We start from the raw sequence: 13,455 nt of genomic DNA, 5'->3' as shown, positions 1-13,455 counted from the left end.
TACGGCAGGGTATGGTTCGAGCCTTTCCACGCTGGACCTGACCCATGTTCGAAGGATTGCGCTTCAACCACTGGAAGACGAGCCTGGACGACAGCGGCATCGTCACCCTGACGCTCGACCGCGCCAACAGCAGCGTCAACGCGCTTTCGCGCGAGGTGCTGGACGAGCTCGGCCAGATCGTGGAGCGCCTGTCGATCGAGAAGCCCGCCGGTGTGCTGATCCACTCGGCCAAGCCGGGCGGTTTCGCGGTCGGCGCGGATATCAAGGAGTTCGTCGAATACGCCAGGCAAGGCACGGTGCTGCAGAACATCGAGAACGGCCAGCGCGTGTTCGAATCGCTGGCCCGCCTGCCGTGCCCCACGGTCGCCGCCATCCACGGCGCCTGCATGGGCGGCGGCACCGAACTGGTGCTGGCCTGCCGCCAGCGCATCGCCGCCGACGACGAAAAGACCCGCATCGGCCTGCCCGAGGTGATGCTCGGCATCCATCCCGGCTGGGGCGGCACGGCGCGGCTGCCGCGCCTGATCGGCGCGCTCGACGCGCTGCCGGTGATGCTTACCGGCAAGGCCTTGTCGGCCCGGCGCGCGGCGGCGCTGGGCGTGGTCGACCGCCTGGCCCCGCCGGCCGAGCTGCTGGCCGAAGCGCGCGCCCTGCTGCGCCGCCCGCACGTGCGCCCCGCCGCCCAGCGCCTGAAGGCGTGGGCGACCAATACCTGGCCCGCGCGCAAGATCCTGGCGCCGATGGTGCTCAAGCAGACCGCGGCCAAGGTGCGCAAGGAGCACTACCCCGCCCCGTTCGCGCTGATCGGCGTATGGCAGCGCGGCGGTTCCAGCATCCAGCAGCGCCTGAAGCTGGAGGCGCGCTCGGTGGCCAAGCTGGCCGAGACCAGCACCGCGCGCAATCTGATCCGCATCTTCCTGCTGCAGGAACGCCTGAAGAGCCAGGGCAGCGGCGCCGAACATGGCATCGAGCACGTGCACGTGGTGGGCGCCGGCGTGATGGGCGGCGACATCGCGGCCTGGGCGGCCTTCAAGGGTTTCCAGGTGACCCTGCAGGACCGCGAGATGAAGTTCATCCAGCCCGCGCTGGATCGTGCGCGCGCGCTGTACGAAAAGAAGCTGAAGACGCCGGAGAAGGTCGAGGAAGTCACGCGCCGCCTGCGCGCCGACGTCGAGGGCAAGGGGGTCGCCGCGGCGGGCCTGGCGATCGAGGCGATCTTCGAGAACGCCGAGGCGAAGAAGGCGCTGTACGCCACCATCGAGCCGCAGTTCCAGGCCGACGAATTGCTCGCCACCAACACCTCCAGCATTCCGCTGGACGAACTGCGCCAGGGCCTCAAGGCGCCACAGCGTTTCCTGGGCCTGCATTTCTTCAATCCGGTGGCGCAGATGCCGCTGGTCGAAGTGGTGCGCCACGACGGTCTCGACCCGGAAGTGGAAAAGCGTGCGCTGGCCTTCTGCAAGGCGATCGGCAAGCTGCCGGTGGCGGTGAAGGGCACGCCGGGCTTCCTGGTCAACCGCATCCTGATGCCTTACCTGCTCGAAGCGATCCGCCTGTACAACGAAGGCGTACCCGGCCCGGTGCTGGACAAGGAAGCGAAGAAGTTCGGCATGCCGATGGGGCCGATCGAACTGGCCGACACCGTCGGCCTCGACGTATGCGCCTCGGTCGGCAAGGAGCTGGCCCCCTTCCTGGGCCTGGAGCTGCCGCCGGGCATCGAGGACAAGCTCGCCGCCGGCAAGCGCGGCAAGAAGGACGGCCAGGGTTTCTACGTGTGGCAGGAAGGCAAGCCGCAGAAGCCGGAAGTGGATCCGGACTACACGGCTCCCGCCGACCTGCAGGAGCGCATGCTGCTGCCGATGGTCAACGAAGCGGTAGCCTGCCTCGCCGACGGCGTGGTGGACGATGCCGACCTGCTCGATGCCGGCGTGATCTTCGGCACCGGCTTCGCACCGTTCCGCGGCGGCCCGATCCAGTACGTGCGCAGCGAAGGCCCCAGCGTGATCAAGGGCAAGCTGGAACGGCTGGCGCAGCGGCATGGCGAGCGTTTTGCGCCGAAGCAGGGTTGGGACCTGCCGATCCTGGCGCAGCCGCCGGAAGCTTGAAAACAAGCCATGAAATAAAAAAGGCCGGCATCATCGCCGGCCTTTTTTTGCACGTCATCCCGGCGCAGGCCGGGATGACAGCGATAGGTTGTCGCGATTCCCAGCGTTTCCGGCGGCGCTTACCAGACCAGGTCGTCGGGCACGCCGTCTTCGCCCACGCCGCTGCTACCCGGCTCCGCCAGCAGCGCCAACTGATGCGCGTCGATGATGCGCACCTGCTCGGCGATGGCGCGGGTGACCACCAGATAGTGGCCACCCTGCTGCACCACGCCCAGCTCGCCCGCATTGATCGCGGCCAGCTGCGCCTGGTCGACGTAGACGCGGCGGATCTTGCCGCCGTATTCGAAATGGCGCGCGTGCTCGGCATCTTTCTTGTTCAAGGCCTGGCCTTGCAGCAAGGCCTGGATCTGCTGCTTGCGCTCGCGCTTGACGCGCGCTTCCTCGGCCGCCGCCTGCTCCGCCTGGCGGCGCTCGGTGGACTCGGCCTGCTTGCGGATCGCATAGGCCTTGGCCAGGTCGATCTCGCCGTCGCGCGGCGCGCGCGCGGGCGGGTGCTGCGGCTTGCCGCCCGGTTTGGCCGAGGAATTAACCGGCTTGTTGCCCTGCTTGTGGAAGGGCGTGTGCGCCGGCTTGCCAGCAGGCGGCTGGGACGCGCGCTTCTCGTCGCGCACCTGTTTGACGATGCCGCTCTTGAGCAGCTGATCGCGCAGGGAATCGGCCATGATCGATAAACCTGTCGTACGTGTGGATCGGAACGGGGGACAACCGACGCATCAATAATGCGGCGGCGGCGGCTCGCTGTGCGAGTCGAGCGACTGCGTGGTGCGCAGCGCCACCAGTTCGTGGCGCAGATCGCGCAGCAGCTGCTCCAGTTTCAGGATGCGCTGCGCCTGTTCGGTCTCGGTGGCGACCAGGGCGTTCACCGTGTCGTCGAGAAAGGTGAGGCGCACTTCCAGTTCGGTCAGGCGTTGTTCGAGCGTCACGGACACCTCACACCCTCAGGCTGCGGCCGCGGCCGATGCCGTAGTAGGCCAGGCCCGCTTCCTCGACCGCGGACGGATCGTACAGATTGCGGCCGTCGAAGATCGCGGGGCTTTTCAGCGCGCCGCGGATGCGTGCGAAATCCGGGCTGCGGAACGCCTTCCACTCGGTGACGATGGCCAGCACGTCGGCGCCCTGCAGCGCCTGGTAGGCGTTGTCGCACAGCACCAGGTCGGCGCGGTCGCCGTAGAGGCGATGGGTTTCCTCGCGCGCTTCCGGGTCGAACGCGCGCACGCTGGCGCCGGCTTCCCACAGCGCTTCCATCACGCGGCGGCTCGAGGCCTCGCGCATGTCGTCGGTGTTCGGCTTGAAGGCCAGGCCCCACAGCGCGATGGTGCGGCCCTTGAGGTCGCCGTCGAAATGGCGCGAGATCAGCTCGAACAACTTGCCCTTCTGGTCGTGGTTCACCGACTCGACCGCACCGAGCAGGCGCGCCTCGTAGCCGACGCCGCGCGCGGTGCGCTCCAGCGCCTGCACGTCTTTCGGGAAACACGAGCCGCCATAGCCGGCGCCGGGATAGATGAAGTGATAGCCGATGCGCGGATCCGAGCCGATGCCCTGGCGCACCAGTTCCACGTCGGCGCCGACGCGCTCGGCGATGTTGGCGATTTCGTTCATGAAGCTGATCTTGGTCGCCAGCATGGCGTTGGCGGCGTACTTGGTCAGCTCGGCGGAGCGCTCGTCCATCACCACTGTGCGGTCGTGGTTGCGGTTGAACGGCGCGTACAGCTTGCGCAGCACGCCTACCGCGCGCTCGCTGGAGCTGCCGATGATGATGCGGTCCGGGCGCAGGCAGTCCTCGACCGCGTCGCCCTCCTTCAGGAATTCGGGATTGGAGACCACGTCGAAATCGACCTGCACGCCGCGCGCCGCAAGCTCGGCGGCGACCGCTGCACGCACGCGGTCGGCGGTGCCCACCGGCACGGTCGACTTGTTCACCACCACGGCGTAGCGATCCAGATGCTGGCCGATGGTGCGCGCCACGCCGAGCACGTACTTGAGGTCGGCGCTGCCGTCTTCGTCCGGCGGCGTGCCGACGGCGATGAAGAGCACCTGGCCGTGCGCGATCGCCGGCGCCGCGTCGGTGGTGAAATCGAGCTGGCCGCTGGCGTGGTTGCGCTTGACGATGGATTCCAGGCCCGGCTCGTAGATCGGGATCTCGCCGCGCTTCAGGCGCTCGATCTTGGCCGCGTCGATATCCACGCAGACCACGTGATTGCCCATCTCGGCCAGGCAGGCGCCGGTGACCAGGCCCACGTAACCGGTGCCGAAAATGGTGACTTTCATCGTATGCAGGGTTCCGCGATGCGTTAGACCGCAGATTCTAGCAGGGGGCCTTGCTGCATCGGGCTTTCGGGATGTCTGATTCTGCCGCCGCAAAAGACGCCGCCGCAAATGAGCAAGGGGCGCGAATCGCTTCGCGCCCCTTGCCATGTTTGCCGCGATGTCTGCTGCGAACGGCTGACGCTTACTTCGCGCCGCCCTGATCGCCAGCGGCGCCGGCCGGCGTGGCGCCGGTCTTCACCAGGGTGACGTCGAAGATGATCGTCGAGTTCGGCGGGAAGCCGTTCTGCGGCTGCGCGCCATAGGCGATGTTGGACGGGATGAACAGCTTGTAGTGGCCGCCCACCTGCATCAGCTGCAGGCCTTCGCGGAAGCCCGGGATCACGCCGGAAAGCGGGATCGAGGCCGGACCGGTGCTGCCCTCGTGCTTGGACGAATCGTCGAACACGTCGCCATTGACGAAGCTGCCGACGTAGTTCACCTGCACGGTGTCGTTCGGGCCCGGACGGGCGCCGGTGCCCTGGCTGAGCACCTGGTACTGCAGGCCCGAGGCGGTGGTCTTCACGCCGGCGGCGGACTTGTTCTTGGCCAGGTAGGCGTCGCCGTCGGTCTTGTTCTTGGAGGCGACCTTCTCGTATTCAGCCTTGGCCTTGGTCTGCAGATTGGCGACGAACGCGTCGCGCACCTGCTTCGCTTCAGCCTCGCTCATGGTCGGCTTCTGGCCGGACAGGGCGGACTGCACAGCGCGGGCCACGGTGGCCGGGTCCACTTCCTCGCGCACGAGCGGAGGCAGCTGGCTGGCCAGGTCCCAGCCGACCACATAGCTGGCCTTGGTCTTGTCGACCGCGCCGGCCGCCGGAGCGGCGGTTTTGGCGGCCTGGGCGTGCGCGCCGGCGGTGAGGCCCAGCGCAACCGCCAGGGCGGCGGCCGTCAGCGTGGGACGCAAGAATTGCTTCATTTGAAACTCCCTCGTTTTTGGATGTCCCGGTGCTCACCGGACGGGCCTCCCGGATGGAGGCAGCGCCACGCATTGTGCGGCGCCTTCCCGGTCTTAGCAACGATGTCGAATGTCGACCATTAGGCCATATAAAGGTTCAAAGCACGTGACATCGTGGCATTTTGCGATTTTCTTCACGAATGCCCGTTCGGTCGGCCATCGCGTTCCAGCGTGTCCCTGAGCGCGGCCTGCAGTCGCGCATGCACCTGTACCAGCACGCGCCACAGCAGCCAGGTCAGCGCCAGGCCGACCAGAACCAGCACCAGCGCCACCTCCCGCGGCGGCAGGATGGTCGAAGCCAGCGCCGCCACCAGCAGGCCGAGCACCCACATCGCCGCCAGTGGCACGAGACGTGCCAGCACCGAGCGGATTTTCACGTTGAGCGCCCCGCCCAGCCGCTCCGGAATGCTCAGCTCCGCCAGCAGCATGCCCAGCGCGGCAGCCTTGCGATATGCGGCGACGATCATCGGCAGCGACAGCAGCGCGGCGACCGACCAGGCCAGCGTGCGCTCCACCAGCGGGCGCTGGTTCAACCATTCCCAGTGGAAGAATTGCCGACGATACAGATAGGCCATGATCAGGAACACCGCCACCACCAGCATCATGTTGATGATCACGTGCCACACCAGGCGACGGATCATCTTCATCACCATCGCGCCCTGCCCGCTCAGGCTCAGGTTGCCCATCCAGTCGGTATAGGCATTGAACATGCCGCTGGCCCCGGACGGCATGCGCCGCCCGAGGAAACCGGCGAGCGGATCGGCGCCACGGATCAGGTACGGCGTAAGAAAGGTGGTGATGGCCGACACCGCCACCGCCACCGGATACAGAAAGCTGCTGGTCACCTTCAAGGTAAGGCCCAGCGAGGCGATCACGAACGAGAACTCGCCGATCTGCGCCAGCCCCATGCCCACCCGCAGCGAGGTGCGCCCGCCGTTGCCGGCGACGAAGGTGCCGAAGCTGCAGGTGATCACCTTGCCCAGCACCACCACGATGGTGACCACCGTGATCGGCAGCGCGTACTGCGCCAGCAGCGCCGGATCGATCAGCATGCCGATGGCGACGAAGAACACCGCGCTGAACATGTCGCGCACCGGCGTGATGATCCGCTCCACCCGCGCCACGCTGTCGGATTCGCCGACGATCGCGCCGATCAGGAACGCGCCCAGCGCGATGCTGTAGCCCATTTCGGTCACCAGCAGGCAGAAGCCGAAGCACAAGCCCAGCACCGCCACCAGCAGCACGTCGTCGCGGGCCACCCGCGCGATGTAGTCCACCACCCGCGGCACCAGCAGCAGGCCCACCACCAGCGACACCACCATGAACAGCATCAGGCGCCCGACCGCCTCCATCGCCTGCCCTGCTTCCAGGTCGCCGGTGCTGGCGATGCCGGTGAGCAGCGCCATCAGCACCACGGCGAGCACGTCCTCGATGATCAGGATGCCGAAGATCAGCTGCGCGAAGCGTTCGCGCTTGAGGTCGAGGTCGTCCAGCGCCTTCATGATGATGGTGGTGGAAGAGATCGACAGCATCGCGCCGAGGAACATCGAATCCATCGGCGTCCAGCCGAAGAAGCGGCCGATTTCGTAGCCGATCCACACCATCAGCACGATCTCGCACACCGCCGCCACCAGCGCCGCGCCGCCCACCGCCTTGAGCTTCTTGAGGCTGAATTCCAGGCCCAAGGCGAACAGCAGCAGGATCATGCCCAGCTCGGACAAGGTGCGGATGGTGTCTTCGTCGTGGATGAAGATCACCGGCGACGTATACGGCCCGACCAGCACGCCGGCGATGATGTAACCCAGCACCACCGGCTGGCGCAGCCGCTGGAAAATCACCGTGGTGAGGCCGGCGACCAGCATCACCGTGGCGAGGTCCTGGATGAAGTGCAGATCGTGCATGTGCGCATCCGTGTCGAGTCATCGCAAGACGACGAGTCATCGCAAGACTACACGGCAAGGCCCGAACCGCAGCTTCGCGGAGCTCCTCGCCGGCACATGCTTCGAGCGGACTTGCCGCTGCCACGCGACGCCAACATTTGTGAAAGATTTTATTCGCGAGCGCTTGACGAAACCCCGATCCCAACTTATTCTTTCGGGCTCCACAGCAGTGGGGCCATAGCTCAGCTGGGAGAGCGCCTGCATGGCATGCAGGAGGTCGGCGGTTCGATCCCGCCTGGCTCCACCACTAAATTTAAGATTACGTCCCCATCGTCTAGAGGCCTAGGACATCACCCTTTCACGGTGGCGACCGGGGTTCGAATCCCCGTGGGGACGCCAATTCAAGCCGGCACTTTGCAAAAAGTAACGGCAAGCATTGGGAATCAGGGGCCTCTCGGTTTTACTGGTTTTAGCTGTTTGAAAAATGCGGAGCGGTAGTTCAGTCGGTTAGAATGCTGGCCTGTCACGCCGGAGGTCGCGGGTTCGAGTCCCGTCCGCTCCGCCACTTTTTCCAAGAAACCCGCCTCGCGCGGGTTTTTTGTTGCCTGCGATCCGGCACGTCCGCCCTCTTCTCCCGAAGCGTACTTACAGCTCGTGCCCCGGCGGCAACTCCACTGGTTTGTGCTGCGCCAGCGGTTCCAGCGTGCCGCGCGAATGCCCCTGCTCCGCCAGGTATTCGAGCCAGCGAGAGAGGAACCCGTTCATGCGCAGCCGATGCTGCAGCACCGTGTGCGCGGGCGGAAACGGCCCCAGCACCTGCCACAGATGGCGGCCGGGATGGCAGTGCAACGCCTCGGCCACATGCGCGTCGGTGTACATGCGCAACTGCGCCGACGGCGAAGGCTGCCCGGTGTTGGCATCGAGAAAGTCGTAGGTCAGTTCCAGTTCCAGCGTATAGGGGTGGCGTTCCTGCACCTGCAGGCGGACATCGAGTCCGTCGTCCACGCTCGATACGTAGAACCCCGGCGCCAGTTCGTGCGGTGCGAACAGGTGCGCCAGGCGATGGTAGTTCTCCGCATACAGTCCCATCAGGAAGCCGAAGCGATCCGGCAGCAGGGACTGGCGACTGTCCAGCACGGCACTCATAGGGACGTTGGCTACTCCGCTCAGGTCAGAACATGGTCCGCTCGATACCGAAGCGGTCAAGGATCTTGCTCGCGATCTCTTCGATCGAGGTATGCGTGGTGTTGAGGCTGGGGATGCTTTCCCGCCGCATCAGCTTCTCGGCCTGCTCCAGCTCCCAGCGACACTGCTGCAGGGTCGCATACCGGCTGCCGGCGCGCCGCTGCTCGCGGATCTGCGCCAGGCGCTGCGGATCGATGGTCAGGCCGAACAACCGGTCCCGGTAGGGGCGCAGCCGCACCGGCAACTCCAGCTTGTCGAGGTCGTCGTCGGTGAGGGGGTAGTTGGCGGCGCTCACCCCGTAATGCAAGGCCATGTACAGGCAGGTCGGCGTCTTGCCCGAGCGGGACACGCCGACCAGGATCAGGTCGGCCTGGGCGTAGTCCACATCGATGCCGTCGTCGTGTGACAACGCGTAGTTGGTGGCGTTGATGCGCGCCTCGTACTTGTCGAAATCGACCAGGCCGTGCGAACGGTTCACCGCCCCCGAACGCTTGGCGCCCAGTTCATCTTCCAGCGGGCCGATGAACGGCGCGAACACGTCCAGCATCAGCGCCCCGCTGGCCGCCACGATCTCGCACAGGTCGCGCGAGGCCATGGTGTTGACCACGATCGGCCGCTCGCCACTTTGGGCATAACGCGTCTTGATGCGCAGCGCGGCGGCTTCGGCTTTTTGCGCATCGTCCACGAACGGCAGGCGATGCTTGTCGAACTGCACGCCCTCGAACTGGGCCAGGATGCTGTTGCCGATCGTCTCCGCTGTAATACCAGTGGAATCGGAGATGTAAAAAACGGTACGCCGCATAGCTGTTCCGCCGGGCCCAGAAAAGTTGGGCGCCACCTTAGCGCAAGCATGAATTCCTGTCTTTGCTTGACCCTCGCCTGACTGGTATGCAGTTGGCGCGGCAGTGGGCGGCAATGGTCTTCTTGTGCCGTGCACCATCGGCAGCGGACAATACCAGTTCTTTGCGGCCGATTTTTGACCGCTCCAGGCTACCCCTACCGAGCTCTTGAGGAGACTCCCTTGAACGATCTGGTGCTTTGGCTCGACTCGCTGCGCATGACCGACCTGGCCAAGGTCGGCGGCAAGAATGCGTCGCTCGGCGAGATGATCGGCAACCTGGCCAAGCTTGGGGTGTCCGTGCCCGGCGGCTTCGCCACCACCGCCGACGCGTTCCAGCAGTACCTGGACAAGAGCGGCGTGGCCAAGCGCATCCAGGCCCGCCTGGCCGGCCTCAACGTCGACGACGTCGACGCGCTCACCGCCGCCGGCAAGGAGATCCGCGAGTGGGTCACCGAGACGCCGCTGCCGGCGGACCTCGACCAGGCCATCCGCGAGGCCTACGCCAAGCTTTGCAAGGACGCCGGCGCCGACGATATCGCGGTGGCCGTGCGCTCCTCCGCCACCGCCGAGGACCTGCCCGACGCCTCCTTCGCCGGCCAGCAGGAAACCTTCCTCAACGTGGTCGGCATCGACGACGTGCTGCACAAGGTGAAGGAAGTCTTCGCCTCGCTCTACAACGACCGCGCCATCGCCTACCGCGTGCACCAGGGCTTCAAGCACGAGGACGTGTTCCTGTCCGCCGGCGTGCAGCTGATGGTGCGCTCGGACGTGGGCGCCTCCGGCGTGCTGTTCACCCTGGACACCGAGTCCGGCTTCCGCGACGTGGTCTTCGTCACCGGCTCCTACGGCCTGGGCGAGATGGTCGTGCAGGGCGCGGTCAATCCGGACGAGTTCTACGTGTTCAAGCCCACCCTCAGGCAGGGCAAGCCGGCCGTGCTGCGCCGCCAGCTCGGCGCCAAGCAGCTGCGCATGGTGTATTCGTCCACGCCGGGCGAGCGCGTCAAGACCGAGCCGACTCCCGATGCACTGCGGCAGCGCTTCTGCATCAACGACGAGGACGTGCAGGAGCTGTCCAGGCAGGCGCTGATCATCGAGCAGCACTACGGCCGCCCGATGGACATCGAATGGGCGAAGGACGGCAACACCGGCAAGCTGTACATCGTGCAGGCCCGCCCGGAGACGGTGAAGTCGCGCGCGCATGCCACCCAGCTCGAGCGTTTCCATCTCGGCGAGAAGGGCAAGGTGCTGGCCGAAGGCCGCGCCATCGGCCAGAAGATCGGCGCCGGCAAGGCGCGCGTGATCCGCACGCTGGCCGACATGAACAAGGTGCAGCCCGGCGACGTGCTGGTGGCCGACATGACCGATCCCGACTGGGAGCCGGTGATGAAGCGCGCCTCCGCCATCGTCACCAACCGCGGCGGCCGCACCTGCCACGCGGCGATCATCGCGCGCGAACTGGGCGTGCCCGCCGTGGTGGGCACCGGCAATGCGCTGGAAAAGATTCCTGACGGCGCCGACGTCACCGTGTCCTGCGCCGAAGGCGACACCGGCACCATCTACGAAGGCATCCTCAAGTTCGACCGCGTCACCGCGGATCTCGGCGCCATGCCCGAGGCGCCGCTGAAGATCATGATGAACGTGGCCAACCCCGAGCGCGCCTTCGACTTCGGCCAGCTGCCGAACGCCGGCATCGGCCTGGCCCGCCTGGAGATGATCATCGCCAGCCATATCGGCGTGCATCCGAAGGCCCTGCTGGAATACGGCAAGCAGGACGCCGCCACCAAGGCCAAAATCGACGAGCGCATCGCCGGCTATGCCGACCCGGTGTCGTTCTACGTCGACCGCCTGGCCGAAGGCATCGCGACCATCGCCGCCTCGGTGTTTCCGAAGCCGGTGATCGTGCGCCTGTCCGACTTCAAGTCCAACGAATACGCCAACCTGCTCGGCGGCGCGCGCTACGAGCCGCACGAAGAGAACCCGATGATCGGCTACCGCGGCGCCAGCCGCTATGTCGACGCCGGCTTCGCCGAATCGTTCGCGCTGGAGTGCAAGGCGGTCAAGCGCGTGCGCGAAGTGATGGGCCTGGACAACGTGTGGGTGATGATCCCGTTCGTGCGCACCCTGGGCGAAGGCCGCAAGGTGGTCGAAGTGCTCGCCAGGAATGGCCTCAAGCAGGGCGCCAGCGCGCACGGCGAGGAAGCGCTGAAGATCATCATGATGTGCGAGGTGCCGTCGAACGCCCTGCTCGCCGACGAGTTCCTGGACATCTTCGACGGCTTCTCGATCGGCTCCAACGACCTCACCCAGCTCACCCTGGGCCTGGACCGCGATTCCAGCATCGTCGCCAACCTGTTCGACGAGCGCGACCCGGCGGTGAAGAAGCTGCTGGCGATGGCGATCAAGACCGCACGCGACAAGGGCAAGTACGTGGGCATCTGCGGCCAGGGGCCGTCGGATCATCCGGACCTGGCCGAGTGGCTGATGGACCAGGGCATCGAGTCGGTGTCGCTCAATCCGGATACGGTGGTGGATACCTGGTTGCGTCTGGCAAAGAAGAAGGCCGGCTAAGGCCGGCTTGCGGCAGGACCTTGGAAGGGGCGGTCAATCACCGCCCCTTTTTTTGTCCGTCAGCAGGGCGGAACTTCATCACCCGGCACAGGTCTTCCCGCATGGGCGGTTCTCGCCCATGCCAGGGGAAACAACCATGAACCGGCTGAAGCCATTCCTCGCGAGAAACCGCGGCTTCATTGTTTTCATGTTCTGCATGCTGGTGTTCCGCAGCGCGGTGGCGGATTGGAACGTGGTGCCGACCGGGTCGATGCAACCGACCATTCGGATTGGCGACCGGATCATGGTGGACAAGGCGGCGTATGACATCCGCCTGCCGTTTACGCACGTGTCGCTGATGCATCGGGGCGACCCAGCGCGTGGCGACATCGTGGTGCTGGAATCGAGCACGGCGGGCGAGCGATTGGTGAAGCGTGTGATCGGCGTGCCGGGCGACGTCGTGGCGTTGCGCGGGAATCGGCTGTACGTCAATGGACGCTTTGCGGACTACCGGACGATGCACGTCGATGGCATCGGCGACGATGCGTGGGATCCGGCGACGTATGTCGCCGAGAACGTCGATGGCCGCAGCCATGCGGTGCGCTGGTCGGATTACAACGCCAGTGCGGATCGAAACTTCGGGCCGGTGACGGTGCCGCCGAGTCAGTATCTGTTGATGGGCGACAACCGCGATAACAGTCGAGACTCGCGCTACTACGGATTCTTTCCGCGGAAAGAGATCACGGGGCGGGCGACGCGGGTGGCGATTTCGCTGGATCCGGATCACCACTATCTGCCACGCAGCGGGCGTTACTGGACCCGGCTGGAATAGCAGAGCGAGCTCAATTGGCTCGGGCGAGAATCACCGTGATGTTGTCGCTGCCGCCGCCTTCCAGCGCGGCAAGCACGAGATGGTCCACGCATTCCTGCGCAGCCAGATCGCGGCGCTCCACGATGCCGGCGATCACCGCATCGCTCACTTCCTCGGTCAATCCATCGCTGCACAACAGGAACGCCATCCCCGGTTCCAGCTTGCCGCGCGCCAGGCCGATATGCAGTTGATCCACCGCGGTGATGCCAAGCGCCTGGGTGATGACGTTACGCTGCGGATGGCGCGCGGCCTGGGCCGGATCGAGCGTGCCGGCAGCGACCAGTTCCTGCACCAGCGAATGGTCGTGGCTGATCTGCTTCAGCCCGTTCTTCCACAGATAGATGCGGCTGTCGCCCACCCATGCCACTTCATAGTTACCCGGGCTCAGCCGCAACGCGGCGATGGTAGTGCCCATCGGCAATGCGTCGCGGTAGCCGCGCGCCTGCGCCATCAACCGCTCGCCGGCGCCCTTGATCGCCTCGATCAGACTGTGGCCGCGAGTCACCAGATCGGCCACCGCGTCGCGCACCAAAGCTGAAGCCACCTCGCCATGCTGATGGCCACCCATGCCGTCGGCGACCAGGAACAGGCCCTGGCCAGCATCGGCGTAATAGGTGTCTTCATTGCGCGCACGCCGCAGGCCGACGTGGGTACCGTGTCCGAACTCGATCATGGGCATCCGCAGGAAATGTCTGCGCGGAGCA

At 65.9% G+C, this 13,455-nt stretch carries 11 protein-coding genes and 3 tRNA genes; 6 read left to right on the top strand and 8 right to left on the bottom strand.

All coding sequences use genetic code 11. The annotated features are described in order from the left end of the window. Positions 1 to 44: 44 nt before the first annotated feature. Entirely contained in the window at positions 45 to 2,105 is a 2,061-nt protein-coding gene (locus AB4083_RS02460; RefSeq protein WP_441606161.1) for a 3-hydroxyacyl-CoA dehydrogenase NAD-binding domain-containing protein, read from the top strand. A gap of 119 nt (positions 2,106 to 2,224) precedes the next feature. Here the strand turns inward: AB4083_RS02460 and AB4083_RS02455 are convergent, their stop codons facing one another. The 5 genes from AB4083_RS02455 to AB4083_RS02435 all read right to left on the bottom strand — a co-directional run bounded on the left by AB4083_RS02455 (position 2,225) and on the right by AB4083_RS02435 (position 7,328). Beyond that, positions 2,225 to 2,827, bottom strand: coding sequence for a DUF2058 family protein (locus AB4083_RS02455; protein WP_441606160.1), 603 nt, complete (start codon positions 2,825 to 2,827; stop codon positions 2,225 to 2,227). 51 nt (positions 2,828 to 2,878) lie between these two features. Further along, positions 2,879 to 3,088 (bottom strand): SlyX family protein, encoded by a 210-nt coding sequence (locus AB4083_RS02450; protein ID WP_441606159.1) that lies wholly within the window; start codon positions 3,086 to 3,088, stop codon positions 2,879 to 2,881. 7 nt (positions 3,089 to 3,095) lie between these two features. After that, positions 3,096 to 4,433: a UDP-glucose dehydrogenase family protein gene (locus AB4083_RS02445; RefSeq protein WP_441606158.1), complete on the bottom strand. Its 1,338-nt coding sequence runs from the start codon at positions 4,431 to 4,433 to the stop codon at positions 3,096 to 3,098. A gap of 181 nt (positions 4,434 to 4,614) precedes the next feature. Beyond that, complete coding sequence (locus tag AB4083_RS02440) at positions 4,615 to 5,388, bottom strand: FKBP-type peptidyl-prolyl cis-trans isomerase N-terminal domain-containing protein (RefSeq protein ID WP_441606157.1); 774 nt, start codon at positions 5,386 to 5,388, stop codon at positions 4,615 to 4,617. A gap of 173 nt (positions 5,389 to 5,561) precedes the next feature. After that, complete coding sequence (locus tag AB4083_RS02435) at positions 5,562 to 7,328, bottom strand: cation:proton antiporter (RefSeq protein WP_441606156.1); 1,767 nt, start codon at positions 7,326 to 7,328, stop codon at positions 5,562 to 5,564. A gap of 210 nt (positions 7,329 to 7,538) precedes the next feature. Here AB4083_RS02435 and AB4083_RS02430 point away from each other — a divergent pair. The 3 genes from AB4083_RS02430 to AB4083_RS02420 all read left to right on the top strand — a co-directional run bounded on the left by AB4083_RS02430 (position 7,539) and on the right by AB4083_RS02420 (position 7,872). After that, positions 7,539 to 7,614, top strand: a tRNA-Ala gene (locus AB4083_RS02430). Positions 7,615 to 7,630: 16 nt separating this feature from the next. Continuing rightward, a tRNA-Glu gene (locus tag AB4083_RS02425) sits at positions 7,631 to 7,706 on the top strand. A gap of 89 nt (positions 7,707 to 7,795) precedes the next feature. Beyond that, positions 7,796 to 7,872 (top strand) — tRNA-Asp (locus tag AB4083_RS02420). A gap of 80 nt (positions 7,873 to 7,952) precedes the next feature. Here the strand turns inward: AB4083_RS02420 and AB4083_RS02415 are convergent. Together AB4083_RS02415 and ppsR are read right to left on the bottom strand one after the other, a co-directional pair. Continuing rightward, positions 7,953 to 8,453 (bottom strand): DUF1249 domain-containing protein, encoded by a 501-nt coding sequence (locus AB4083_RS02415; RefSeq protein WP_441606155.1) that lies wholly within the window; start codon positions 8,451 to 8,453, stop codon positions 7,953 to 7,955. 25 nt (positions 8,454 to 8,478) lie between these two features. Beyond that, a complete protein-coding gene (gene ppsR / locus AB4083_RS02410; protein WP_441606154.1) occupies positions 8,479 to 9,294 on the bottom strand; it encodes a posphoenolpyruvate synthetase regulatory kinase/phosphorylase PpsR in 816 nt (271 codons plus the stop codon). Positions 9,295 to 9,513: 219 nt separating this feature from the next. On the opposite strand from ppsR, the gene ppsA reads away from it, so the two are divergent. Both ppsA and lepB read left to right on the top strand, forming a co-directional pair. Beyond that, positions 9,514 to 11,901, top strand: a complete 2,388-nt coding sequence (gene ppsA, locus AB4083_RS02405) for a phosphoenolpyruvate synthase (RefSeq protein WP_441606153.1) — start codon at positions 9,514 to 9,516, stop codon at positions 11,899 to 11,901. Between the two features lie 136 nt (positions 11,902 to 12,037). Further along, positions 12,038 to 12,712, top strand: a complete 675-nt coding sequence (gene lepB, locus AB4083_RS02400; protein ID WP_441606152.1) for a signal peptidase I — start codon at positions 12,038 to 12,040, stop codon at positions 12,710 to 12,712. A 10-nt stretch (positions 12,713 to 12,722) separates the two neighbouring features. Here lepB and AB4083_RS02395 read toward each other — a convergent pair whose 3' ends face one another. Next, entirely contained in the window at positions 12,723 to 13,424 is a 702-nt protein-coding gene (locus AB4083_RS02395) for a PP2C family protein-serine/threonine phosphatase (RefSeq protein WP_441606151.1), read from the bottom strand. Positions 13,425 to 13,455 lie beyond the last annotated feature (31 nt).

The sequence above is a fragment of the Dyella sp. 2RAB6 genome, from assembly GCF_052115385.1.
Classification (GTDB): Bacteria; Pseudomonadota; Gammaproteobacteria; order Xanthomonadales; family Rhodanobacteraceae; genus Dyella_D.
Note: the sequence above shows the minus strand (reverse complement) of the source record. Positions and strands in the feature narration are given on the sequence as shown.